This is a genomic window from Acinetobacter sp. NIPH 542, assembly GCF_000369825.1.
GTDB lineage: Bacteria > Pseudomonadota > Gammaproteobacteria > Pseudomonadales > Moraxellaceae > Acinetobacter > Acinetobacter oleivorans.
In genome coordinates this window covers 126,984-153,908 of the sequence record NZ_KB850206.1, presented here as the reverse complement: position 1 = coordinate 153,908, position 26,925 = coordinate 126,984, and the positions used below count along the sequence as shown (strand labels likewise).

20 protein-coding genes are annotated in these 26,925 nt (G+C 38.8%); 6 read left to right on the top strand and 14 right to left on the bottom strand.

Going from position 1 to position 26,925, the window contains the following annotated elements:
• Positions 1 to 47: 47 nt before the first annotated feature.
• Complete coding sequence (gene otsB / locus F886_RS06330; RefSeq protein WP_005303042.1) at positions 48 to 899, top strand: trehalose-phosphatase; 852 nt, start codon at positions 48 to 50, stop codon at positions 897 to 899.
• Entirely contained in the window at positions 887 to 2,320 is a 1,434-nt protein-coding gene (locus tag F886_RS06325; protein WP_005303041.1) for an alpha,alpha-trehalose-phosphate synthase (UDP-forming), read from the top strand. The genes otsB and F886_RS06325 overlap by 13 nt, the downstream gene beginning before the upstream one ends.
• A gap of 68 nt (positions 2,321 to 2,388) precedes the next feature.
• Here F886_RS06325 and F886_RS06320 read toward each other — a convergent pair whose 3' ends face one another.
• The 7 genes from F886_RS06320 to F886_RS06290 form a co-directional block, all read right to left on the bottom strand.
• Entirely contained in the window at positions 2,389 to 3,582 is a 1,194-nt protein-coding gene (locus F886_RS06320; RefSeq protein ID WP_081402212.1) for an MFS transporter, read from the bottom strand.
• A 289-nt stretch (positions 3,583 to 3,871) separates the two neighbouring features.
• Positions 3,872 to 4,336: a heteropolymeric bacterioferritin subunit Ftn gene (gene ftn / locus F886_RS06315; protein WP_001214863.1), complete on the bottom strand. Its 465-nt coding sequence runs from the start codon at positions 4,334 to 4,336 to the stop codon at positions 3,872 to 3,874.
• A 252-nt stretch (positions 4,337 to 4,588) separates the two neighbouring features.
• The gene (gene ligA, locus F886_RS06310) at positions 4,589 to 6,628 is read right to left on the bottom strand and encodes an NAD-dependent DNA ligase LigA (RefSeq protein ID WP_005303037.1); all 2,040 of its coding nucleotides are present in this window, start codon (positions 6,626 to 6,628) and stop codon (positions 4,589 to 4,591) included.
• A gap of 94 nt (positions 6,629 to 6,722) precedes the next feature.
• A complete protein-coding gene (locus tag F886_RS06305) occupies positions 6,723 to 7,766 on the bottom strand; it encodes a cell division protein ZipA C-terminal FtsZ-binding domain-containing protein (RefSeq protein WP_005303035.1) in 1,044 nt (347 codons plus the stop codon).
• A gap of 1 nt (position 7,767) precedes the next feature.
• The gene (smc, locus tag F886_RS06300; RefSeq protein ID WP_005303033.1) at positions 7,768 to 11,217 is read right to left on the bottom strand and encodes a chromosome segregation protein SMC; all 3,450 of its coding nucleotides are present in this window, start codon (positions 11,215 to 11,217) and stop codon (positions 7,768 to 7,770) included.
• Between the two features lie 10 nt (positions 11,218 to 11,227).
• Complete coding sequence (locus tag F886_RS06295; RefSeq protein WP_004794249.1) at positions 11,228 to 11,923, bottom strand: GntR family transcriptional regulator; 696 nt, start codon at positions 11,921 to 11,923, stop codon at positions 11,228 to 11,230.
• 256 nt (positions 11,924 to 12,179) lie between these two features.
• Positions 12,180 to 12,983 (bottom strand): sulfite exporter TauE/SafE family protein, encoded by an 804-nt coding sequence (locus F886_RS06290; protein WP_005042782.1) that lies wholly within the window; start codon positions 12,981 to 12,983, stop codon positions 12,180 to 12,182.
• 30 nt (positions 12,984 to 13,013) lie between these two features.
• Between F886_RS06290 and F886_RS06285 the strand changes: the two genes are divergently transcribed.
• Together F886_RS06285 and F886_RS06280 are read left to right on the top strand one after the other, a co-directional pair.
• The gene (locus tag F886_RS06285; protein ID WP_004641534.1) at positions 13,014 to 13,766 is read left to right on the top strand and encodes a biotin--[acetyl-CoA-carboxylase] ligase; all 753 of its coding nucleotides are present in this window, start codon (positions 13,014 to 13,016) and stop codon (positions 13,764 to 13,766) included.
• 14 nt (positions 13,767 to 13,780) lie between these two features.
• Positions 13,781 to 14,515, top strand: coding sequence for a pantothenate kinase (locus F886_RS06280; protein ID WP_005303030.1), 735 nt, complete (start codon positions 13,781 to 13,783; stop codon positions 14,513 to 14,515).
• A 49-nt stretch (positions 14,516 to 14,564) separates the two neighbouring features.
• Here F886_RS06280 and ffh read toward each other — a convergent pair whose 3' ends face one another.
• Positions 14,565 to 15,980: a signal recognition particle protein gene (gene ffh / locus F886_RS06275; protein ID WP_005303028.1), complete on the bottom strand. Its 1,416-nt coding sequence runs from the start codon at positions 15,978 to 15,980 to the stop codon at positions 14,565 to 14,567.
• Between the two features lie 140 nt (positions 15,981 to 16,120).
• Here ffh and F886_RS06270 point away from each other — a divergent pair, with 140 nt between their 5' ends.
• Positions 16,121 to 16,930 (top strand): cytochrome C assembly family protein, encoded by an 810-nt coding sequence (locus tag F886_RS06270; RefSeq protein ID WP_005303026.1) that lies wholly within the window; start codon positions 16,121 to 16,123, stop codon positions 16,928 to 16,930.
• A gap of 84 nt (positions 16,931 to 17,014) precedes the next feature.
• The gene (locus tag F886_RS06265) at positions 17,015 to 17,959 is read left to right on the top strand and encodes a tRNA dihydrouridine synthase (protein WP_005303024.1); all 945 of its coding nucleotides are present in this window, start codon (positions 17,015 to 17,017) and stop codon (positions 17,957 to 17,959) included.
• 82 nt (positions 17,960 to 18,041) lie between these two features.
• Here the strand turns inward: F886_RS06265 and F886_RS06260 are convergent, their stop codons facing one another.
• From F886_RS06260 to dcd, 6 genes are all read right to left on the bottom strand, one after another.
• Positions 18,042 to 18,995 (bottom strand): DUF6160 family protein, encoded by a 954-nt coding sequence (locus F886_RS06260; RefSeq protein WP_005303022.1) that lies wholly within the window; start codon positions 18,993 to 18,995, stop codon positions 18,042 to 18,044.
• 160 nt (positions 18,996 to 19,155) lie between these two features.
• Positions 19,156 to 21,567: a DUF6160 family protein gene (locus F886_RS06255; RefSeq protein ID WP_005303020.1), complete on the bottom strand. Its 2,412-nt coding sequence runs from the start codon at positions 21,565 to 21,567 to the stop codon at positions 19,156 to 19,158.
• Positions 21,568 to 21,599: 32 nt separating this feature from the next.
• Positions 21,600 to 22,325, bottom strand: a complete 726-nt coding sequence (locus F886_RS06250; protein WP_005303018.1) for a DUF6160 family protein — start codon at positions 22,323 to 22,325, stop codon at positions 21,600 to 21,602.
• A 15-nt stretch (positions 22,326 to 22,340) separates the two neighbouring features.
• A complete protein-coding gene (locus F886_RS06245) occupies positions 22,341 to 24,473 on the bottom strand; it encodes a hypothetical protein (RefSeq protein ID WP_005303016.1) in 2,133 nt (710 codons plus the stop codon).
• 226 nt (positions 24,474 to 24,699) lie between these two features.
• Positions 24,700 to 25,998, bottom strand: a complete 1,299-nt coding sequence (locus F886_RS06240) for a type 2 periplasmic-binding domain-containing protein (RefSeq protein WP_005303014.1) — start codon at positions 25,996 to 25,998, stop codon at positions 24,700 to 24,702.
• A 297-nt stretch (positions 25,999 to 26,295) separates the two neighbouring features.
• Positions 26,296 to 26,865, bottom strand: a complete 570-nt coding sequence (gene dcd / locus F886_RS06235; RefSeq protein WP_003653416.1) for a dCTP deaminase — start codon at positions 26,863 to 26,865, stop codon at positions 26,296 to 26,298.
• Positions 26,866 to 26,925 lie beyond the last annotated feature (60 nt).

Here is a 26,925-nt window from a genome sequence, read left to right as displayed (position 1 = left end):
AATGTTAGAAGATTAATTATTGAACAAAATATATTGGGAAGGCTAATATGAACAGTCAAAGTACAATATCTGATGGGAGAGAAAAAAATACATATTTTGTTACACCAGATGATATTATAAAAAATTTATCTTTAGATAAAAATTACTGCTTATTTTTGGATATTGATGGGACGTTAGCGCCATTCCAAATTAATCCTGAGCAAAGTTTTATTCCAAACACCACATTAGAAATTATAAAAAAAATTATTAAATTAAATATTCCCGTTATTGCTGTAACAGGTCGAGATGTAGACACAGCTTGCAAGCTATTACAGCCTATTGAGATTCCTGTTGCTGGCTTGCATGGTTTAGATATTTATTTTGGCTCAGATCATTATATTAGACCAGATTTAAGTTCGATTAATTTTAAAAAATTAAAACAAGATATTATAAAATCTTGTGAGAAATATCCTGAATTATTAATTGAGGATAAAGGATATTCTATTGCTTTACATTATCGAAAAAATCCTAACTTAGAAAATGATGCCATTAACATCATGCATCAGATTAATCCTGATTATCCCCAATTAAAAATAAATAATGGGAAATTTGTTGTTGAGTTAATACCAAACCAAGCTGATAAAGGTAAAGCAATTCAAACCATATTAAATCATCTTAAATTACCTTCTGTAGTACCAATTTTTATAGGAGATGATTTAACAGATGAATCTGGTTTTATTTTTATTAATCAGTACGCTGGTCTCACGATTAAAGTAGGCTCCGGCGAAACACAAGCCAACTACAGATTAAAAGATATTGATAATGTCGCGAATTTTCTTCTTTTATTTAAAAACAGAATAAAAAGCTTATATGTCAAAAATAGCCAAAATGAGAATGGAGAACAAATATGTCTAAATTAATTGTGTTATCGAACAGAATAAGTATGCCATCAGGTAAAGCTTCAGCAGGTGGCCTTGCCGTGGCTGTACAAGATGCTTTGAATGATAGTAATGGCATTTGGTTAGGCTGGAATGGTCAGCAAATCACCGATGGCGAAGCACCAGAATTTGAACAGGCCTATTCTGAAGGAATTGATTACATTACCTGTCCTCTTACTCATCAACAATACGCGCAATATTACTGTGGATTTGCAAATAAGGTTCTCTGGCCAGCAATGCATGCTCGAGAAGATCTGATTGAATATAATGCGCAAGAATATAGCACCTATCAAAAGGTCAATCGGTTATTCGCTGAAAAATTAAAACAGCTTGCACAGCCTGACGATCTTATTTGGATACATGATTATCACTTTTTTAGTGTGGCGCGTTACTGCCGTGAATTAGGCATGCAAAATAAAATTGGTTTCTTCTTACATATTCCTTTTGCTAGCCTAAATATCTGGCACAAAATTCCAGCAGCTCGAGAATTAATTCAAGACTTGAGTCAATATGATGTTATTGGCTTACAAACTCAGATCGATCAAAATGCATGTATGCAGACTTGTCTAAATTTACTCGAGGCTCAGAAAATTCAAAGCAACAGTATTAGCTATAAAAAACGTCAAATATTAATTAAATCGTACCCAATTGGTGTTCAGCCAGAGATTATACAAAAGCAAGCACAACAAGATTTAGCCACCTCTTCCGTGTTTAATTTTGAAGAAATCCCACGTCAAAAAACGATTATTGGGGTTGATCGTATTGATTACTCAAAAGGTTTACTCGAAAGATTTAATGCGTTTGCAACCTTTTTGGAAACCAGCCCCGAATATCATGGTTTAGTTCGACATCTTCAAGTGGCAATACCTTCTCGTACCGATATTCCAGCTTATCAACGTTTATACCAACGTTTTAAAACTAAGCTTGAGTTAATTAACGAAGAGTTTGCACATGAAGACTGGAGACCGGTAGATTGCTGCTATGACACGGTTCAACACCATAATCTTATGCACATTTACCGCCATTCAGATATTTGCTGGATCAGCTCACTACGCGATGGTATGAACCTAGTCGCTAAAGAGTATATTGCAGCCCAAGACCCAGAAAATCCTGGGGTACTCATTTTATCTAAATATGCGGGAGCTGCTGAGCAGATGTCTCAAGCCTTGATTGTTGATCCGCAAGATAGAGCAGCAATGATGGATACTTTGAAAATGGCTTTAGAAATGTCTAAAACTGAGCGTATTAATCGTTATGAGCAATTAATAGAGGGATTAACATCTTCTGATCTTACCAATTGGCGAAATAACTTCTTGGATGATTTAGAAAAGACACCGACTCTACTGATGAAGCCTCAGCGATTATTACAAGATAATTATCAATCTATCTATCAAGTTTTATAAATCTAAAAAAAGAACATCGAGAAATTTAATTTCTCGATGTTCGCTAGAGGGTAGATATTATTTATAAATTAATTTGTCTTGATTAATGTAAAACGGTTAAGTAAAGCAATAACAAAAAGCAATACAGCTACGCCTGTTAAAACCGTACTTAAACCAGTCCATTCACCAATTAAACCGATTAAAGCTGGTCCACTTAATGAACCTGTATAGGCAATCGTAGATACTAAAGAAAGTGCTGCTGCTTTCGGCATCTTGTTTTGTCGACCTACGCGAGAAAACATCACTGGCACAATATTAGAACAGCCTAATCCTAATAGCGCATAACCTAGTACAACCACTTGCCACACGGGTGCTGTCACAATAACAGCCATACCAATCGCGGCCCCAATTGCACTATAAGTCACAATATTTTTTTCGCCCCATTGCTTAAGTAAGACATGACCTGCAAAACGACCAGTGGTCATGCTAAGCGCAAAAAAAGTATATGCGAGACCAGCAAAAGCAGGATTAAGTTGATATTTACTTGTTAAATAAATACCACCCCAATCCATCGCAGCACCTTCTGATAAAAAGGCGATAAAACACATCATACCAATAAGCAGAATAATGCCATCGGGACGATAACGTTTTTTCGGTGCTTGAGTTGTATCTTCATGTGGCTTTTCATCCTGTTCAAAAGACGTTAAACAAGAAGGAATAGCAACACCACCAATAACAAGCAAAATCATAACGACTGATAAAGTACTCATTAAGGGTGAAAGTCCTACTGCCAATAGTGCTGTCACGAGCATAGCGCCCGTTAAGCCACCAAGACTACACATTCCATGGAAACTAGACATGAGCGCTCGCAAGCTATGTTTTTCAACAACTACTGCTTGTAAATTAATAGCCACTCCAAGACATCCTGCTGCCGATCCAAAGACAAACAATGCTACAGCCATGGTCACAATGCTGCTCCACATCGTAAGGCTAGGCAATAAGACAATTAACAGCATCAATGCTAAAGCAATTAACGGACGACACCCCCAGCGCTTGACTAAAGCACCAGTCGCAGGCATAGCGATCATTGAGCCAATACCCATACAAAGCAAAAGTAAACCAAAATCAGCATGATTTAGGTTTAGGCGCTGCTGTGCAAAAGGAATGAGAGGTGCCCAAGCTGCAGTCGCAAAACCTAAGCTAAAAAAGCTTAGTCGTGTTGCAAGACGCTGTGTGCTTAAGAGAGTAGCTGTGTCTAAAACAGCAGGTTTGGTAAATAACATATTTCGCGAACTCACCATAAAATCATTGGCGATCCATACCAACCGATTTTCCATAGAAAAACCCTTGCCTCATTAAATTTCTAGGCAAGGGTTTTGTTGGCGAAATTATAAACAATTTCATAAAAAAAACAGGGGGTGCGATACAATTTTTCTGACTTTTTTGTAACTGCCAAAGCCTTATATAGTAAGGCTTTGAATATGTTCAATTTGACAAAATTAACATCTAAGTCAAGACTTCATTTTATTAAAATGAGCCAATAAAAAAACCCAGCCTTAGCTGGGTCTTTTATTAAATTTGAGATTGAATATAGTTTTGTAATCCAATCAACTCAATTAAACGTAATTGCTTTTCTAACCAGTATGTATGGTCTTCTTCAGTATCTGATAATTGTTGACGCAACATATCACGGCTAATGTAATCGCCCTTCTCTTCACAAAGTTTGATACCTGTCGCTAACTTTTCACGAACATGATATTCAAGCGCCAAATCAGCTTTTAAACAAGATACAACGTCTGTACCAACATTGATATCTTCACGATGCATGTTTGGTTTAGCACCTAAGAACAATACACGGCGAATAATCGCATCAGCATGAGAAGCTTCTTCTTGCATCTCATGATCAATACGTTCATAAATTTTATTTAGGCCCCAATCCTCATACATACGAGAATGGATTAGATATTGATCACGGGCAGCCAATTCTCCGCCAATGAGCATATTTAAATAGTCTATGACTTCTGGATTGCCACGCATAATAAATCTCCTATCGTATGAAGACTATTATGGGCAATCTTAAAAATGATTGCAAAATAAAAAATAGTTAAGTTTATGATTTTTATCAAATTAAAATGAGAAACATACGCATTTGCAGTTTAAGTTATTTAAATTTCCTGTGCAAAAAGAAACGCTTGTCTGATTTATAAGCTCAAACAAGCGTTAAAATATAACTTAAACCATCAATTTATAAATTTGTAACTAAAATCAATGGTTCTTATTTCGGTAGACCTATTCGCTTAAAGTCTGCCCGTAGCTCGCCATAAGTGATAAGAAATCAGTCTCATTCATAACAGCAATACCAAGTTTTGCTGCTTTTTCTAATTTCGAACCAGCTTTCTCGCCCGCAACAACGCATTTGGTCTTGCTTGATACACTACCGCTTACACGCGCACCTAATGCTTGTAGCATTTGAGTCGCCTGATCACGGGTCATTTGCTCTAATGTGCCTGTTAAAACCCAGCTCTCACCATTTAACGGCTGACGTGTTGGAGCTGTTGGCGCATCCCAATGAATCCCGGCTGCAATTAAGCGATCAAGCACTTCAATGTTATGTGGTGCCAAGAAAAAGTCAGCAATCCACTCTGCGGTAATATCACCGACATCTGGAGTTTTCTTTAAAGCTTCAACATCAGCAGCTTTAAGCGCTTCTAGAGTTTGGAAAGTATTGGCCAACATTCTAGCTGTTGTTTCACCCACCCCACGAATTCCCAGAGCATAAATAAAACGAGCAAGCGTTGTCTTCTTACTGGCTTCAATGGCATCAATCAGGTTTTGTACCGATTTCTCACCCATTTTTTCAATACCGAGTAAAGTTTCTCGGTGCTCATGCAAATGGTAAATGTCGGCAACATCTTTGAGCAAATCGAGATGTAATAAAGACTCTACCCAGCGGTCGCCTAGACCTTCAATATCGAGAGCTTTACGTGATACGAAGTGACGAATGGCTTCAATTCGCTGCGCAGCACAATAAAGTCCACCAGAACAACGTGCTAAAGCTTCTCCTTCAGGCATAACTACAGGAGAAGCACAAACAGGACAGCTTTCAGGTAAATGTACAATTTCAGCGTCAGGTGAACGGAATTCTGGCCAAACTTTTTCTACTTTAGGAATAACATCGCCCGTACGATAAACACTAACCGTATCACCAACACGCACATCTAGACGATGGATTTCACCAATGTTATGTAAAGTTACGTTGGAAACCGTTACTCCCCCTACAAATACAGGGTTTAAACGCGCTACAGGGGTTAAAGTACCTGTACGCCCTACTTGCCAATCAATCTGATCAACTGTAGTTAATGCAGCTTGTGCAGGAAATTTATAAGCAGTTGCCCAACGTGGCTCACGACTTAAGAAACCAAGTTGTTGTTGTTGTTTTAAGTCATCAACCTTTACGACCATTCCATCAATTTCAACTTGTAGATCTGGACGTTCTTGTTGGATTTGCTCATAACGCTGCTGTACTTCTTGAATTGAATTACATAGATATTGACGCTCAGCAATTTCAAATCCAAGTTGTGTGAGCCATTGCAGGCTGTCGTGCATGGTGGTTAAGTTATGATTTGGTTCGCACTGGGCAATACCATACGCATAAAACGCTAAAGGTCTACTAGCAGCAATATTCGGGTCGAGCTGTCTTAAACTACCTGCTGCGGCATTACGTGGGTTCGCAAACGTTTTCTCACCTTTTGCTTCCTGATCGGCATTAAGTTTTTCAAAGCCAGACTTTGGCATGAGCACTTCACCGCGGACTTCAAGCAAACGTGGAATTTCAAAATGATCTGAATGCAACACTTTAGGCAAGTTACGAATCGTTTTGACATTTTGGGTAATGTCTTCTCCGGTTTCGCCGTCACCACGTGTAACACCACGTATTAACACACCATTTTCATACCAAAGCGAAATCGCAAGACCATCAAGTTTTAGTTCTACTTCATATTGTACTTTTTGGTTAGGCAAACGCTCTTCAACACGGCGAGCAAATGCAAATAAGTCTTCCTGATTAAAAACATTCCCCAAAGAAAGCATCGGAACGACATGAGTTACGCTTTGAAATTTAGAGAGTGCTTGGCCGCCTACCTTTGTGGTTGGAGAATCTGATTGAACCTGATCAGGATATTGCTCTTCTAAAGCTTTTAACTGGTGAAATAAATGATCATATTCACTGTCCGAGATTGTCGGCTGATCCATCACATAATAGGCGTGGTTATGCTTTGCAATCAGTTGAATAAGCTGACGCATCTGTTCGATCACGGAAGTTGTTGCCATTATGTTATTCACCATAAAAAAGGGTGGAAATTTCTCCACCCTGAGCTGCGACTAGATATGTTGCAATTATCGCAACGAATGTAAAAAATTAAAACTAGGCAGTCGCATGTGCCGGACGATAATCAATCACATGATGACGCCAGTGCTCTTTTAACTGTGGTGTAAATTCAAGATTATTTTCATCATAAACTTTGCCATCAATTTCACGAGCAATTAAACCTGCAATACTTGCCATCATGTCAAAACCAGTTACAGCTTTACTGTTTGGAAGCGCAAGGAAAAATGCCAACCCTTGAACTTGTTCACTAGACAAGGTTTCAAGATCAAATCCAGCTGGTCCATTGTCTGTCATACGCAGTACTGAAAACATTAGTACGCTCGGCTCATCCGTATTTTCATAGCGATGGAAACATGACATTTCGCCATAACGTAAACCATATTTTAACAATACTTTAAGTGCTTTATCGCCAGACAACGCGCGACGCGGGTTCGGATAGACATTTAATGCAATAATCTGTTCAGCCATCGCTAATGCACTTTCATCATCATAGCGTTGCTGTTCATGCAAATGTACATCCAGAATATTACTCTCGCCTTCAAATTCAGCAATTTCGGCAGTTTCAATATTGGGGTTTAAACTCAACTCAGGTTCAGTTTTTTCACTTTCAGATTTCAATTTTTCTTCTGATAAAGCTTCAATTTCTGATTTAACAGAAACCGTATCAACTAACTCAGCTGAACTGTCTGTGTTAATGATAGAGCTTTTTACAGTTTCTTCAGATTTAATCTGGTCCGAAGAATTTTCAACAGCGGGTTGAGTTGATTCGGCTGAAATTGATTGAGCAGGTTCTACAGCCAAAGTTTCTGTTGGTTTTGTTGTACTAGTTTCTACCGATGCAGATTCATTTAACGTCGGCTCTACTCGCTCTGTACTAGTTGCCGATACACGTTCAGCTTCAGCTTGTTCAAGCTGATCTCGCACATGTCTAGGTATAACTGGTTGATTACTATCAGGATTAATATGCAAATCACTGTCTAATGAGGGTTCGGCATGGTTTGACTTTTTTAAAATCATTTTTAAGCCAATTAGCATAATAATAATGGCGACAACGATGCCAATAATCGTATTGATTTCCATTCTATGACTCCGAAACTAACCCGTATTCTTTTGCCTGTTCTAAATCGACAGTGACTAATTTTGATGTACCCGGTTCAGGCATGGTCACACCCAACAAATCAGTTGCCATGGTCATCGCCAGCTTATTATGTGTAATGTAAATGAATTGTACATGTTCAGAAAGCTCTTTTACCAAATTACAATATCTCTGAACATTCGCATCATCAAGTGGTGCGTCCACTTCATCTAACACACAGAACGGTGCCGGATTTAATCTAAAAATCGCAAATACTAATGCTAACGCTGTTAACGCCTTTTCTCCACCGGAAAGTAATGCTAGAGAACTATTTTTCTTACCCGGTGGTCTTGCCATCAGTTTAACACCAGATTGCCAGTCATCTTCAAGGCTTAAACTCGCCTCACCACCATTAAAGACCTTTGGAAACAGATTTTGCAACTCTTGATTAATCTGATCAAACGTTGTCATAAACAACTTACGGGTTTCCTGATCAATGCTTTTCATCGCATCTTTTAGTTGAGTTACCGTATTTTCCAAATCTTGGATCTGGTGACTCAACTCATCAAAACGCTGAGAAACCTCTTCAAATTCTTGTGAAGCCGCAAGGTTTACCGCACCGATTTTTTCAAACTGTTTCTGTACTTTTTCCAGTTTTTGCTGGTGCTCAGTTAAATCGATTTGTAAGCCTTTTTGGACTTCGGCATTTAACTCTTTAAGCTGTTCTTGGTAATGTTCACGATCTGACTTAGCCGCTTGCCATGCCAAACGCTTTTCTTCAAGTTGCTCTCTGAGTTGTTCATCTTTTTGTTGATATTGATGACGCTGATCTGTCAGGGTTTGTTGTTTTTCCTGCACACTATTGAGTTCAAGCTGCCATTCATTCCAGTTCTTTTGCAACTTTTCAGTTTGAGCAAATTGTTGCTGAAATTCTGACTCAAGATTTGGTAACTCTAATTGAATAGGGTCAACAAATTTTTTCGCTTGTTCCATTTGAGCATTAATTTGCTGATATTGGCTCTGCAAGAACGAGATATCTTTTTCAAGCAATTCGATTTGTTGAGTGGTTTGCGTACTACTACGGCGTAAAATCTCGCGTTCTTGTTGCTGATGTTGTAGAGCTTGTTGCTGTTCTTCTAACTGTTCCGTTAACTCTTCTACCCGGAATTGCAAGGTTTTATAATCAGGTAAAATAGTTTCAAGTTTGATTGCTAGAGCATGCAAATCAATTTCAAGATCATCTTTTTGCATTGCGTCTTCTTCAAGCTGCATGTCTAGCTGAGCTAACTGATCTTTCAATTGTTGTTTTTGCAGTAAAAATGCTTGTGCTGCGGTTTGCTGTTTAGCAATTTGTACATCAAGCTGTTGTAAGTCTTTTTGTTTTTGTTTAACAACTTGCTGTTTCTGCTGCAAGTCAGCCTGCAACTGCCCTAGCTCATCTTTCTGTTGAACTAAAATTTGATCTAATGCTTGTAATTCGGGTTGTTGCTTTTCAAGGGCTTGTTCAATTTCATCTAGACGAATGCGATGGCTCAGCATACCTTGTGCACTTTGACTTTCATCATCATACATAAGGGCAATCACCCAATCCTGCCCGACATGATAGCCATCTAAAGTCAAAATAGACTGACCATGTTGTAGTTGCTTTTGCTCATTTAAAGCGACCGTCAAATCTTGTGCAATCGCTACATTCGAAAAGATTGATAACTGTGGCGACGCAATCCAGTCATTTAAACAGGCCAAATTCCCTTTAAATTTGCTTGTTTGCTCTGACGGTTTTAACTGGCGAGCAACCCCTTCTTGAAAAGTTTGTTCAGTCTCAAGAATATGAGCTTGTAACCATTTTGCTAAAAACTTTTCAACAATCTGCGCATGCGGTTTGCCTTGCTCCGTTAACTGTAGAGCCTGCATTAAACGTAGTGCATCTTGATGTTGCTTTGGACTTTGTTTAGCAACAAGCTGGCTTAAGTTTTTCTGCTCAGATAATAAAACCTGTATTTCTGTTTTTAGCGTTTGTTGCTGATTTTTGGTTGTCTGATGCGCTTGTTGAGACTGTTCAATCAGTTGCACATACTGCTCAATTTCAGCCTCTAACGTCGAGATTTCACAACGTAATTGCTGCTGTAGTTGCTCAAAATCGCCCTGCTCATCTTCATGAACATGCGATTGAATCTGACTTGCTTGATGTTGCAAGGTTTCTTTTTGCTGTTCAATGCGTTGAACATTTTTACCTAACTGCTCAATTTGGGCAGACATTTGCATTTTTTGCTGCTGTTGTTTTTCAACCTGAGCTTTTATTTGTTCAAACTGTTGTTGTGCTTGTTTTTGCTGAGATTGTAAATCAGCAAAGTTTTGTTCAGCTTCCGTTGCAGTATGCTCAATTCCAGTTAATGATTCAGTTTGTTCATCTAACTGATTATTCAGTGTTTCAAGTTGCAATTCCGAAAGTTGTAAACGTTCTTTAGTTTGGAATTTTTGCTGTTCTAACTGAACGAGAGTCATACTATTTTGCTGGTATAAACTCTGTTTTTGTTCCAGAGTCATTTTCAGTTCAGATAGTTTTTTCTCAGCTTGTTGCCACTCTTGTTGTAGTGGTGAAGATTGCTGAATGAGGCGCTGAAATAAAGCACTGGTTGCTTCTAAATCATGTTCAATCGTACTTAACTCAGAGCGGACTAATTTAAAAGTTTCACCCAGCTCATTCATTTGAACTGTATATTCTTCTTGTAAGCGTACGCTTTTATCTGCCTGAAAGGACAAAATTTCAATTTTCAGGGTACGAATCTGACTTTCCAGAGTTTTATATTGAACCGCTGCTTCGGATTGACGTTTAAGCGTCTTCAGCTGTGATTTTAATTCGAGGGCAATATCTTCTAAACGTGAAAGGTTTTGCTCAGTATGTTCAAGGTGTTGCAAAGTCTCGCGTCGACGAGCTTGATAGCGTGAAACACCTGCGGCCTCTTCAATAAAGATACGCATTTCTTCAGGTTTGGCATCAACCAAACGGTTAATCATGCCTTGTTCAATCACTGCATAAGAACGTGGTCCTAGCCCTGTTCCTAAGAAAATATCGGTAATATCACGGCGGCGGCAACGTGTGCCATTTAAGAAATATTCGGATTTACCTTCACGGGTAACCTGACGACGAACGGCGAGCTCATTATAAGCATTATATGACCCGCCCAATTTGCCATAGGTATTATCAAAACGTAGCTCAACACTCGCCACACCCACTGGCTTACGCTTGGAGGTTCCTGTAAAAATAACATCTTGCATGCTACCACCACGTAGCTGACGAGCATTTGATTCACCCATCACCCAACGAATGGCATCAATTACATTTGATTTGCCACAACCATTTGGACCAACCACTGCTGTGCGGTTCGCCTTAAAATTTAAAGTTGTACTATCTGCAAAAGATTTAAAGCCGGAAAGTTTTAAACTGCTTAAACGCATAATGCCCTAACTAGCGGCGTGAGCGTCTTGCCCAGGCCAATTCAATCTGTTTCATTCGTGTCAGCGATTCCAACACAAGGTTACGTAAGTGTCGACAAAAATCTTCCATAAATAAAGCGGCTTGTTGTGATTTTCGGATCAAAATTGCATCAGTCACGAGTTTAAATAATGCAAATGCTTCTTGTAGTTCCCGCTTAGAGGTATTTAAGGTCAAAAAATAACTGCGACGTAGTGAAGGTAGTAACTCTTTATAAAACTTCATTAGATAAGGGTTACCCACCATATCTTGCTGTTCAGCGAGATATTGAAAAACACCATCATAAAATTTTTCGATATCTCCTGCTTTTACATGCTCAAGAAGTTGTTCTAATAAGAGCTGCAATTGATCTGCTTCATGTGCGCGCCATGTTTCACTGATGCGTTGAACAATATGCCCCAATAACATCACGTTTGTGTCAAACAGTGCTTTAACCTGCTGTGCAGACATTTCTGAAACAATTGCCCCGCGGCGTGGAAATATCTCAATTAAATGAGTACGCTCTAATAATAACAATGCTTCACGAACTGACCCTCGGCTTACATCTAGCTCTTTGGCAATACGTAATTCTTGAATACGCTCGCCTTCAACCAGCTCACCACTAATGATCTGTTCGCTAATATATTTGACAATTTGCTCAGAAAGACTTTCTGTCTCTTCGAGATTCATAAATCACCCGCTACTTTTTATATGCATTAATCCATGCTTTTCTTTCGCATCCTTGTTTTTAACTGATCCCATCGATTAAAAACTATGTCATTGTCTGACAATTTCATTGCATTTTAAGCCAACCCATTTAAAAACAACACCAAAATCGGATGAATAAAAGCCCCAAATGTTCTTATATTATTTAATAAAAAAAGCTCGAATTTCTAAGAATTCAAGCTCTTACATCATAGTCTTCTTAAGATTAATATTTTATTCTTTAGTGCATAATGCCTTTATAAATAAAATAACTCCCTACCACCACTAACAAACAGGCAAAGCATTTTTTTAACATTTGCGGTGACAATGCATGAGCGACTTTTGCTCCAAACTTGGCTGTAATAAAACTCATAACACTAATGCCAATAAAAGCATAGATATGTACATAACCAATCGTGTTAGGTACAGAGATGTGTTCTTTAGCACCAAACCACATAAAACCAATTGCGCCCGCAATTGCAATGGGTAAACCACAAGCAGCAGAAGTTGCGACTGCTTTTTGCATAACTACGCCGTGACGGTTTAAATACGGTACAGTTAGGCTTCCTCCCCCAATTCCAAAAATTGCAGAGGCAACACCAATTCCCCCACCAGCCATCACTTGCATAGATGCTGAAGGAAGCTGACGTGTTGGATCAACGACAACATGGGCGCCTTTAAACATGCGATAAGCCATGGAAACAGCAAAAATACCAATAAGAAGTTGCAAATGTTGACCAGACATCAGGTCAGCAATACCAGCACCCAAAAATGAACCAATAATGAGCCCGGGTGCTAAATTACGAAAAACTGGCCAAAGTACAGCTCCTTTTTTATGGTGAGCCGACACCGAACTAAAAGACGTTACGATAATCGTTGCTAGTGATGTTCCTACTGCAATATGCATGATTACCGCAGGGTCATAGTGTAACTGGGTAAAAACGACATAGAGGATTGGTACAATAATTAATCCACCACCAACCCCAAACAATCCGGCAGTAAAACCAGCAATTGCGCCAATGAGTAAATATATGATTAACTCCATAAATGTTTTACCACTCTGCTCATATTCAACATGGATTTAGAGACTCGCCAACTACAACAACTTTTAAGCGCAAAAAACCAGCTTCCAGAAGTGGTTTTATTAAAAGCAACCACAACTTCGACCAATGATGATATTCGTGAAATTGCCCAAAAAGGCATTACAACAGGCTTGGTTTGCAGTGCTCAACAAACTCAAGGGCGAGGTCAACATCAACGGCAATGGATTTCACCTGAAGGAAACATTTATTTAAGCACATTGGTGCAAACTCGAACACCCTTAGATGGTCGCTTAGCACTTGAAGTTGCTCTAAATATTTTGCAAATCCCGCAATTACAGCCTCTAAGCTTACAAGTAAAATGGCCAAATGATTTATATAGTGCGCAAGGTAAATGGGGTGGAATTTTAGTTGAACCCCTTTCGCAACATCAGGCTATAGTAGGTGTGGGCATTAATTTAAAAACGCCACCCGTAACCGACAGTGATCAGCCGATTACCTCTTTAGAAGATTTAGGTTTAGAGCAAAACAACCGTCTTGAGTTAGTTTCAGAGCTGTATATGGCTATTCAAAACGCAGCTCGCTGGTTCGATCATGGCTGCTACAACTTAGCTGGCCGTTTTAATCATCATGCCGCATGGATTAATCAATTCGTGCAGTTTGAGCATAGCCAAGGATTAGTAGAAGGCCGTTTTGTTGGAATTTCCAATGATGGAGCTGTCATACTTGAAACTCCAGAACCTAAACAGTTTTATCAAGGTCGTTTAAGACCACAGATCAATCAATAAACAGGTGTTTCTCCATGAAAAGTTTATGGCTCGATATCGGGAACACTCGTTTAAAATATTGGATTACTGAAAATCACCAAACTATTGAGCATGCCGCAGAACTGCATTTGCAATCCCCTGCCGATTTATTACTTGGGTTAATTCAACATTTTAAGCATCAAGGTCTACATCGGATTGGGGTGTCATCCGTCTTAGATGCCGAGAATAATCAGCGCATTAGACAAATTCTAAAATGGCTTGAAATTCCTGTTGTTTTTGCAAAGGTTCATGCTGAATATGCTGAGTTAAAGTGTGGCTATGAGGTACCAAGCCAGCTCGGAATTGACCGCTGGTTACAAGTACTCGCTGTGGCTCAAGCAGACGAAAACTATTGTATTATTGGTTGTGGAACAGCCTTAACGATTGATTTAACACAAGGCAAACAACATTTAGGCGGGTATATTTTACCCAACCTTTATTTGCAGCGCGATGCACTCATTCAAAATACAAAAGGCATTAAAATTCCAGACTCAGCTTTTGATAATCTAAACCCAGGCAACAACACCGTAGATGCAGTCCATCACGGTATTTTGTTAGGCCTTATTAGTACTATCGAAAATATTATGCAGCAATCTCCGAAAAAACTGCTTCTTACTGGTGGAGATGCACTTGTTTTTGCCAAGTTCTTGAAAAAATATGATCCAGTTGTAGAAACTGATCTTTTACTCAAAGGGTTACAACAATATATTGCTCATTATCCTAAAGACTAAAATACAGAACAAAATAAAAGGCGCTATATGCGCCTTTTATTTTACGAACTTATTTCTTTTGGTCGTTGTTACCAAAGAGTGGTCCCATTCCGCCACCACCACCGCCGCCAAATTGTTTTTGCATATTGCCTAATGAACGCATCATTTTGCTCATACCAGATGGATTCGCAAACTTCTTCATCATTTTAGCCATTTGTGCTTGCTGCTTAATGAGTTTATTCACTTCAGCAACATCCATACCACAACCCGCTGCAATACGTTTTTTACGACTTGGGTTCATCAAATCTGGATTACGGCGTTCTTTAACGGTCATTGACTGGATAATAGCTTCCATTTTCTTGACCTGTTTTTCAGGATTTGCTTGCTCAATCGCTTGCTGAATTCCTGCACCGCTCATGCCAGGCAACTTATCTAAGAAGCCCATCATGCCGCCCATACTTTTCATTTGCTCAAATTGCATCAGCATATCTTCAAAGTTGAAGCTGCCTCCTTTTTGCAATTTTTTAGCCATTTTTTCGGCTTTTTCTTTGTCGATTTTACGTTCAACTTCCTCGACTAAAGAAAGTACGTCACCCATGCCTAAAATACGTTGAGCAACACGATCTGGATGGAATGGTTCTAAAGCATCAAGCTTCTCACCCATACCCAAGAACTTGATTGGCTTACCCGTAATTGCACGCACAGAAAGCGCTGCACCACCACGTGCATCACCATCAGTTTTAGTGAGAATCACGCCTGTAAGTGCCAATGCATCATTAAAGGCTTTAGCTGTATTTGCAGCATCCTGACCTGTCATGGCATCAACCACAAACAAAGTTTCAGTCGGCTTAACAGCAGCATGTAATTCTTTAATTTCGTCCATCATGTCTTCATCGACATGTAAACGACCTGCGGTATCGACAATTAACACATCAGCAAACTGGATTTTTGCTTGTTCAATTGCACGATTCACGATATCAATTGGCTTTTCAGAAGCATCTGATGCAATAAAACCTGCACCAACTTCTGCTGACACAGTTTCTAACTGTTTAATTGCTGCTGGACGGTAAACGTCGGCAGAAACCGTCATTACTTTTTTCTTTTGACGTTCTTTTAAGAAACGTGCCAACTTAGCGGCAGTTGTCGTTTTACCCGCACCTTGTAAACCAGCAAGTAATACAACAACGGGAGGCTTAGCACTTAAATCAAGTGTTTCATTCGCCTCACCCATCATCTTGGTGAGTTCGTCATAGACAATTTTTACAAATGCCTGGCCTGGTGATAACTGAGTCATCACTTCTTGGCCCAATGCCTCTTCCTTAACTTTCGCGATAAATTCACGAGTTACAGGTAACGCGACATCGGCTTCAAGAAGTGCCATACGTACTTCACGTAAGGTATCTTTAATATTGTCTTCGGTCAGCTGCCCTGAGCCAGTAACATTTCTTAAACTCTGTGCGAGTCGTTCTGTTAAGGTATCAAACATTGCAAAATCCGCTTAAAATGGCTAGTTGCAAAAAAATCTTTCTCGAAATAGAAAATTTATGCATAGAATGCTATAGGATACTTTAGTTCGCAGCGAATTTATATCTTATATAGATGAATTAATCCTGAAAAAGGTTTGACATGATTAGCCTCCCCTTGGTTTACACAATTTTGGCACTCATCGCATATACCACTTCTTTCTGGTATCTGTTTATTCGTTTAATGTCAAAACGTGAACCAAACCCATGGTTATTTGCTTTTGTTGCGACTTTGGCGCTCCTGTTGCACGGTACAGTTTTATGTCACGCCATGCTGACACCAGCCGGAATTAACTACGATGTTTTTAATTTAGTATCTTTTACATCGTGGCTTATGCTGTTGTTAAGTTTAATTTTTAGTATTTTTCGTCCCATCGTACCGCTAAATTTATTAGGCATTCCTGTAGCGGCTATTGGTCTAATTTTAGGTTTTGGATTCAGTCGACCAGATCAATTTATTGAGCAGCATTCGTTAGGCTTAGATACTCATATTATTCTTTCACTTTCTGCCTATGCAGTTTTATTGATGGCAACCATTCACGCTATTTTGCTCTGGTTCCAAAATCGTGAACTCAAAAAGAAACAAAAAAAACGCTTTTGGGTCAATTTACTCCCGCCAATTCAGGCGATGGAGTCTTTGTTATTTGACCTAATTATTACTGGTTTTATTTTATTAACGATTGCACTCACTTTTGGTTTCTTGACGATCGATAGCTTCTTTGCACAGCATCTCGCTCATAAAACTGTCTTTAGTATTATTTCATGGATTATCTATGGCTTACTCTTGATTGGCCATTACAAACTTGGTTGGCGAGGTCAAAAAGCGATTCGTTTTACCTTAATTGGTTTTGTGCTTTTGGCGATTGGTTTTATTGGTAGTAAATTTGTGCTCGAGATGATCTTGGGCCGTTAAGTAAATTAAAATTTCTTCGATACTAGACAGCGTTATACATATCCCGTATAACGCTGTTTTCTTTTTGCTCAGGTGACACAGACTGTGAAACTCATACTCGCTCCAATGGAAGGTTTAACTGACCCGATCATGCGGGATACACTCACATCTGTTGGTCATTTCGACTGGTGTGTGACCGAGTTTATTCGAGTTACAGACAGCATTTTGCCAGACCATATTTACTATAGTTTTTGCCCTGAGTTAAAGAACGACGGTAAAACAGCTGCGGGAACGCCTGTTCATGTCCAGTTCTTAGGTAACAACCCAGATATGCTGGCAGCAAATGCTGCAAAAGTGGTTGAACTAGGTGCTCCTGCAATCGACCTTAATTTTGGTTGTCCTGCAAAAACTGTAAACCGACACAGAGGCGGCTCTGTTCTTCTTGATGAACCTGATGTTGTACATATGCTCATTAAAGCAGTGAGAGATGCAGTACCTGCACACATTCCTGTTTCAGCAAAAATGCGTTTAGGTTATCTCGATGAAAATCACACCATGGAAAATGCCCACGCTGTTGAAGATGCGGGTGCAAGCTGGTTAACGGTTCATGCTCGTACTAAAGCAGATGGCTATACGCCACCAGCTTATTGGGAAAAAATTCTACCGATTAAAGAAGCTTTAAAAATTAATGTCATTGCGAATGGTGAAATCTGGACCAATGCTGATGCTAAAGCTTGCCAGCAACAGTCTGGTTGTGAAGACTTAATGATTGGCCGTGGTGCGGTAACGACTCCAGATTTAACCCAATGTATTCGTGAAAATATGAATGAGGCATTATTCAGTTGGGAACAACTTGTTGATTTACAAATTCGTTTTTTAAATGGTCAGGCAAAGACAGAAATTGGTATGGTGGGTCGTTATAAGCAATGGTTAGGCATGATGACGAAAGCCTATCCACAAGCGAAAGACTTATGGGATCAAGTAAAACGTATTAAAGCTTTGGATGAAATTGTCCAACAGTTAGAACACACCAGATCAGAAAACATTTAACGCAATATAGTCAAAAAAAAAAGAGGGCGATTGTTTTTACAACCGCCCTCTTTCGTATTTCAGGTTAAGCTATTATTCTTTTTTAAAAGCCGCTTACTTTCATTTTAAAGTCGGTTACAGAAACGCCAGTGACACCAAAACTCCCCATTGAGCCATTCGGTAAATTATTAAACGTTGTTGTATTTTGAGTACCCATATTTCCTAAAGTGACATTATTAAGTGAAGCATCAAATTTACTTGATACGCCTGTATTTCCAAAAGTTAATCCAGTTGGATCAACACCGGCATAGAAACCATCAAGTACAAAACCTGTTGAGGTATTTGTGCCAGCAAATTTAAACCCGAATGTAGCACCCGTATTATCGGACACTAAAGTAATTGGACAACCCGCAGCAGCAGAACAAATAGATTGAATTGCCCCTCCAAATTTAACCATAACTGATTGAGCAGCATGGCCAAGCTGAATATTTAAACGAGGTTTATTGGTTTGTACAAAGTTAATATCCAGATTACCAGTAGAACGGATCAGTTCTTTTACACCCGTATTCACTGTCGTTCCCGAACTAAAAATTGATTTTGGTGCATAACTTGTTAAAGCATAATCGGATGGACTAGATAAAGATGCGCTTGGAGCTAAATAAATTGAAAAAGGTAAAAGTCGAATACCGTTTACATCACTCCCCATCGATACTGCTAAATTTAAAAAAGGATTTCCACCACCAGCATCAACATCCATTGCAATATTAAAAGAAGGATTACTCGATACAGCAGCTTTAATAAACTCTATGCCAGGAACTGGATTTGTAGAATTTCCTGCAATGACAAAGCCAGCCTTACTGTTATATGAAGTTGAAGCAATACCGTTTGTATCAATCAGAGCGACTTGATTAAATTTAACTTTATCAGCCTGAATACCTAAGGTTAAACCATTTTGGCCCGTTGCTGCCGCAAGACTTTGATCATCTAAAGGCTGCATTGCAAAAACACTTGAACTACTGGCAAGTAGCAACCAGCACCCTATATTTTTATTCTTCATGTCGCTCTAATCCTTAAGAGACAAACGCTTATTATTTGTTCAGACTATCAGAATAATATTCAAGTACAAAGCAATTATCCCTATAACCCGACGAATGCAAATCTAATCACATTAAAATAAAAACCATATAAAAAGTGGCAATGGCTGCCACTTTTCTTTATTAGTTAAAAGCACCATTTCTAGGAACAATACTAAAGCTACTATTTAAACGTCCACCAGTAATTGCAAGCTCACCTAAACGTGCACCAGCACCAGTTGATGGAGGATAGAAGTTAATATCTTTAACACGTAATGCGCCGTCAATACTCTTATCTGGATTAAAATAAACCGCCGTATTTACGCCAACTTTACCTAAACCACTTGCACTGTCTTTACCAACAACTAAAGCGGTATTAAACGCAAGCTTTCCAGTAATATTATCAAAACCAATTGCAGAACCATCGATCGGATCACTAATTTGAACTGTATTTCCAGTTGCTGTGGCAGGCATGGTGAAATCGCCCAGTACAGTTAAAGCACTACCATCTGCAATTGAGCTGTTTGGCACGATCGATAAGTTAAGATCTCCGCCTAAACGCAGTTTTAGACCAAATAAGACATCATTATTTCTGGCAAAGTTATCAATTGGTGAAGTACACGACCCGGTAGCTGGACAAGTTTTATATTTTGCCCCCGGTAAATAACCTGCTGCAATTTCAGTTGATAAAGCAAGTAGCATCTCTTTTAAACTAATATTAAGACTGCCATTTTCTAAGCCAATGCTTCCATTGCCTTTAACGAACATATCAATGTTACGTAACCCCATATAATAATCAGTAGGACTACCGCCATTATTAGCATTTGGAGAACCATCAATTAATAAAATTGAGGTCGTTTTGGTTCCAGTCGCATCACGTCCCGTAGTTCCAGCTGCAATACCAAAACCCAAACGTGAAGTCGTTCCAGAGGTCGCAACAACATTCTGGACAGGTTTACCATTGGCATCTTTTGTATAGTAATAAGCACTATTTGCTGGCGCGTCTAAACCATATACAGCAGCATTAGCATTTAAATTATAAAAAGGTAGTGCTAAGCCCCACTGGTTGTTTGCACCATTATCTGCAAACTGATTGGCAGGAGCGACATTCGCACTTGTCGTAAAACGACCACGTCTTGAAAATGCTTGAAACTCTGCTCCACGCATTGCAAGAATCAAGCTAAACGGATTAGTAACCGTATCACGGTGAATATTATGCTGATAATCAGCAGCTGTCGTTAAAGTACCGCTACCTAAACGAATTGCATTTAAGGTTGCGTTGTTTGGCATTAATAAGGTTTTTGTATCAGCAAGATTTAGATAAATATTTCCGCTGTCAAAATAACCCCGCGTAGCTGAGTTAAGACCTGTTAAGTTGCCAAACTCGAAACCATAAGCATTCAGACCTGCTCCACCAATTTCTAAAGTGGTTGCTTTACCATCTGCACCTAGCATTGAATCATTATCTTTAGTGAATTCACCTTTCATACGAAAGGCAATGCCAGAATTACCTAAAATACTATTACTTGAACCTGTGCCAGCAGCTGTATTTGCAGTGCCTAAAGTAGTGGTATCCGCCGTACCATCCATACCACGGACTTGTAAATAACTATTTACCATACGTCCGCTAGCACCTAAACGAATCAAACCTTTCGCATTTTGAGGACTATTGGTTGCATCTAAAGCATAAGGATTAGTTTTATCTACATTCGAGCTAAGCATCACCTCAATATTCAGGCCTGAATTCGTTACTTTTCCGCTACTGTCAACATATGTACCCGCAGTTAAACCAGAAGCTGAATCTGCTACACGGTTAAAATCAACATAGCCATAGGTAGTATTCGGAGTTTGCCCTACACCAGCAACATTAGTTCCAGTATTTGTCTGTAAAACTAAGCCACGAGTTGGGTCAATCAACATGGCCCCTTTACCAACAAAATTAAAGTTAAAATTTCTTAAAATTAACTGATTTAGCTGGCTGCGAGCATCCAATTGCCCTAGATAAATATTGGCATTATTAATACCAAGTGTCATGCTTGACTGGCTATTTGCATTAAATAAGCCATCTTGGGTTGTAAGTGCCAAATTTAGAGGAGAAGTTGTTTGAATAGCCAACTGCCCTAAAGTTGGCGAGCATGTAGCAGAGCTATTACAAACTTTAACGCTATTTACAGTAATAAGTGATGGACTACTTTGCATAGAAAAATCGAGTCCAGTTTTACCCGTAGTCGGATTACTTCCTACATCTAAACGATAATTAGTGCTTAAAGTTTGGCTAGATGCATTACTTTTTTGGACTTTTACACCACTTGCTTGAGCTCTTAATACCTGATCAGCACTTGTTGGCGTTCCTGCATGGTCATCCCAGTAAGCATTATCAATATTAATTTCGTTAAACGTAGTTTGAATCGAGATCCCATCTTGTCCATTGACGGCACTCAAATCAGCATCTGTTAAAGCTTCTAAAGCATAAATTTGACCACTCACTAACAACATGCTGGTTGCTAATGTATTTAAAATAAACTTTGAGCTGTGATTTTCTTTATTTTTTTTCATCACTTCAGTTCCTTTGAAATCTACATTAACCCTTAACAACGAGGATGGCTACCATCACAGCTAAACACCATGACTTTTCCTTGAATAGCCAAATTCCCATTCATCATTAAACCCATAAAACCAGTTTCACGTCCATAGTCATAGGCCGATGGAGTTGCTGTAGCAATTTGCTGGTTCCCGCTATTGGCAGTCGCAGCATATGTCGGTTTTTTGAAATATGCATAATCATACATATTTGCACTCGAACCTTGTGCTGTTGTTGAGCTGGTAAAGTTATCTTGCTCAATTGATAAAGCATTAAATCCAAAATTACGAATTAAAATTGGCTGTGCTGCACTAAAACTAAGCTGAATAGCCGGCTTAATAATTTCAGTATTACTTTTATCAAGATACTTTAAATCAGCGCCATCCAAACCCATTTTTTGAATATTTAAAGTTCCTTGTACACCTTTAAACACGAGCCAAAGTTTATTACCACTATCACTATTTTCAGCCCAACCACTTGGCTTAGTTGCATCTGCTTGTACAAAACGTTTGTTAATCGCTAAACCTATATGACAGAATTCAACGTTCTCACAGACACCACCACTACCATTGTCAAAAACACCGTTAGCTGTCTGGTTTAAATTAAGCATTAAAGATAAATCAGCACCAGCTTGACCATTAATCGCCTGCAAAGCGTCATTATCTAAAGTTTGCAGCTCTGCATGAGTAACCGTGGCGCAAAGAGCGAGGAACAAAGTACTTAATTTTTTCATATCAATCTCCTCTTCTTATAGACCTTTAGTTGTAAGTTTCAAGTGCTGGATTAAAACACCATCTATAGCAGCTGATCCTAAGTTATTTAAAGGACTAATATTAGATAAAGCAGGAGCTTGATTGGCAGTTGGAATAACATAACCTGTTGTACCATTACTACTACCAATTAAATCATTGACTACAGCATTTCTTGAAGTTAACCATGGAATAGCAGCATTGCTCCAATCACGATTGGAGGTTGTTCCGTACATTGGAGTTGAACCTGATGTACTCGTACATCCTAGTGCACCAGAGCACTTTGGAGCATCAGCTGGTTTTGTTGTTGGATTTGTAATAACCCAAGCCCCAGTTCCTTTGTTATATTCCCACTGATATAAATATCCTACTGTTTTATAATCACAGTTCGAATTAAACAAACCACAACTATAGGTTTGATTCCATGTTTGAGTATTTTGTTGTCTTTGTTTAAAACGTACTTCTGTCATGGTCGCAGATGTAGTACCAGACACTGAGTTGGTTAATGACACTAAACTACCAGCTGAAGTTCCAGAAACTTGTGTTCCAGTTGAAATTAAGCGTCCAAAGGAAACTCCAATAGCTCCTTCCCCTGTATTTGCTAACAAGGTTTTTCCATTATCAGGACTATAAACTGTGCCGATCGAGATACTACTGTGCGTAGGATTAACACAAGAATAAACGTTACAAGTAGAACCTTTATAACTAGCATCTGCACCAGTGTAATCTGTATAAATCTGTTTATATATTTCAGGTTTATTCGCAATCCGTGCAATTTCAATACTAAAATTTTTACCATCCGAACCTAAAATAAGGGGCTGATATAAATTACCTAACACTAAGTTAATATTTGGATTATAAAGGTATAACCCTTCACTATCAGCAAACTTTGGCGCTACACCACCTGCTGAATCAAATGCTGGTGTATATAAATTATTTGAAGCATTGGGTGAGTCTGAAGTTTCTCTAGTACTAAAACGTAATACCTTACTTGTATCATTAAATGCGATTCGCGTTTTATTCGATGTTTTTGTATCTGTTCTGGTGCGATTTTCTACATAGTAACGACATCCACGCGATGTGCTAAAACTTCCTGTTCCACTATTACCACAATCTCCAGTACTACTTGTGCTTAAAGTTGAGTTTGCACCTGCATGTACGGTTTGCCACCCATTATTATTGCTTGTGGCATATGTCTGCGTTTGACTCGTAACATTTTCGGTCACGATACTGGTGTTTTTACTATCGCCTGTATTTAAGCGGACTAAACCAGACATTCCTAAAGTATTGTTATAAAAAGGACTCATTCCCCCAGCAGAGGTGGCCCCACCTAAGGTCTGAAACATACTAATCTGGCTACCATTTAAACTAAAGCCATTTAGAATGCCTTGCAAACGTAAACGGTTAGCACGAGTTGTATCAGTACTTGTTCCAATTAATCCGTTGTTATTGCCATATTGAAATTGGGCTGGAGAGCCATTTGTTGTAGCGACAATGTTTGGATTTCGTACAAATGCATCAGCCCAAAGACCTAGTTTTAAATTATATGCATCAGCTCCCTCTATACCATCAATTGTTGGTTGATAAAGAGGAGCCTCTAAAGATAAATACGTGACTGGATAAAGAGAACTATCTGTTGTACTAAAATTAGGAACATTGGTAGCAGTCTTTACTTTGAATATCCATGGATTTGCACCTGTTCCCCAACTCGAAATCGCTGCTGCGGCTGAGGTGTTAGCAATACGCGAATTTGCATCACCATCCGACTTAGATAATGCTAAGCCATAAAGAAAGATATCAGCTTTACCTACTGCGCGGTCTTCTGGCCCGACACTACCATTACCACTCGTATCAGCAGCAGAGACACTTAAAGGACCAACAGGCACATAGTTAATATAACCTGTATCTTTACTACGATCGGTAATAATTTGATTTACAGATTCATTTGGACCAGCACCGCGAAACACCATATAAGCATTTTGAGGTAATATCGCAATACCCTCACCTGTAGTTTCACTTAAACCAGCATCTGAAAGTTCTTCAAGAGCAAAGCTAGACTGACTTAAAAAAAGTCCAATTAAACTTGCTAAAACGGTTTTTTGAAAACATACCGTATAATTAAGTGTAGTCATCGTGACCTTCCTGTTTTATACGATGCTGTGCACCATATTTCTTTTTCTTTAACAGTCCTTGGTGCGAGATGAAATTATTTCCTTTTTCATCTCACAAGGGGCAATCATTAAAATTGCCAACCTTTCCACATTTCCATTATGCTGAATATTTACTCAAATGCAAAATTAAATAAGTAAAAAACAACTTTTCCGATGAATGAAAAATAGTAGATGCTTTAAAACTCAATTAACAGAATTTTAATGAGCCATAACAGTTAGCCGAGAAGCTTTGTTTTTGTAGCACTACATTAGTTAAGGCCATAGAGGCTGGTGTTTTCCCTGTTAAATCAACAGTTCCAATAGGAAGATTACCAGCTAAACAGTTTATTGCTAATGCCCCACATTTAACAGGATGACTTTCTAAATAAGAACTAACTTGTCCCAAAGCATCAGTAATTGTAGCTAAAGCAATATCAACATTCCCCGTAGGAGTAATTTGTCCAATATCAATTGGATTTGTAAGCTCCAGCCACCATCCTGTTTGGGCTGTAGATGCAGCCTCTGGCCATAGAATATTCACACCTTGAACTGATAGATAACCAGCAGACCCATTTAACTGCGCTGCGTGGAAATAACCCAGACTTTGTTTAATTGTTACATTTACATCTAAATTATTTACGGTTCCAGTTACATCACCTGAAATCGGGACAGGAATACCTAGTACTGAGGCAGTTGCATCTAAAGTTCCAGTAACAGCAAGTCCACCAACTTTTGCTGTTGCATTTAAGTTAGCCGTATTAATACGTTTACCGGTAATAATCTGCTGTCCCATGGACAAAGTTCCGCTACCCGCCCCTAAATTCAAGTTATAACTAGTGGATGTAAATGGGAGTGTTGCTATGCTACCTATAAATTCTGCCCGTCCTGTAATTGCTGTTCCTGTTTCATCTTGAGTAATGCCATAATAAGGATTCGTAGTTACGGTCCCTCCTGTTGGTTTAGTTACCATATATCCACTTAATGAATTAATACCACTGGAGGCATCACCATTTTCTAAACCAAAAGTAAGTAACCCCGAAAGTGACTTAGCACTCAATCTAAAACCTTGAATCTCACGGGTAGAAGCTGAATCTGGATTTTTAACTGCGAACTCTAAAAATGGATTAGTAATAACAGCTGAAGAAGAAGCACGTTCAGTACTAGTACTATCTACCGTACCACCACTTAAACTAAGATAATCGATATCAATGTCACAGGCACCTGCTCCATTTACTCCACCACAACCTAACTGTAATTTTTTAATATTGGCATTAAGTTCTAATTGAGCATCTAGCGCAAGTCGATAAAACCCCATATTTCCATTTGAACTTGAGTTGCTTGCGGAATCCGTAGGGGCAATATAAGACATGCCCATTAAGGCTTGGCCACGAGTGGCTGATAGTTCAGCATCTGACATAGGCACTAATGTAGAAGCAGCATAAGCTGAAGAAAAGCATAAGCTTCCGAGTGTCAAAAGTGCTACTCGAAGAGACGTAAACTGTCGCATGGCCGACCTCCGTATCCGTGGGGGCATAATCCTGTTTAATTTCTTTTTATTTGGTCTGCCTGAATTTAGTAGATATCTAAACAATTACTACTAAAAGACAACCGATGCATTTACTTTTAAATTCTGTGATGCAGAACAAAAAAACAAATCAATTATTGATCATATTATATTATTTTTTACAAAAGGAAACTGTCGTTTATCGTAATTCCGATAAACGCATCTCATGTAAGTCTTATTTATAAAATTGGGCCACCTAAGCGACCCATTATTTTAAAATTCTTCTCTATCTAAGAAAAATTATGTCTTAGGCAGTGTAACACCTGTTTGGCCTTGGTATTTACCACCACGGTCTTTATAAGATGTTTCACATACTTCATCACTTTCAAAAAATAGCATTTGTGCTACACCTTCCCCTGCATAAATACGGGCAGGTAAATTAGTGGTGTTTGAAAATTCTAAAGTTACGTGACCTTCCCATTCAGGTTCTAATGGAGTTACATTCACAATGATACCGCAGCGAGCATAAGTCGATTTACCTAAGCAGACTGTCAACACATTACGAGGAATACGGAAATATTCGATTGTACGCGCTAAAGCAAATGAGTTTGGCGGAATAATACAAACATCAGATTCAATATCGATAAAGCTTTTGTCATCAAAATTCTTTGGATCGACAATTGCAGAATGTACGTTAGTAAAAACCTTAAATTCACGGGCACAGCGTACATCGTAACCATAGCTAGAGACCCCGTAGGAAATCAACTTTTCACCATTTTCATCAAAACGGACTTGATTCTCTGCATAAGGTTCAATCATGCCGTGTTTTTCGCTCATCTCGCGAATCCAACGATCAGACTTAATAGCCATGTATTTTCTATCCAAAAGGTAATTTCATTGATTGCGACGTACTTTAACGTAAAAAAGCAA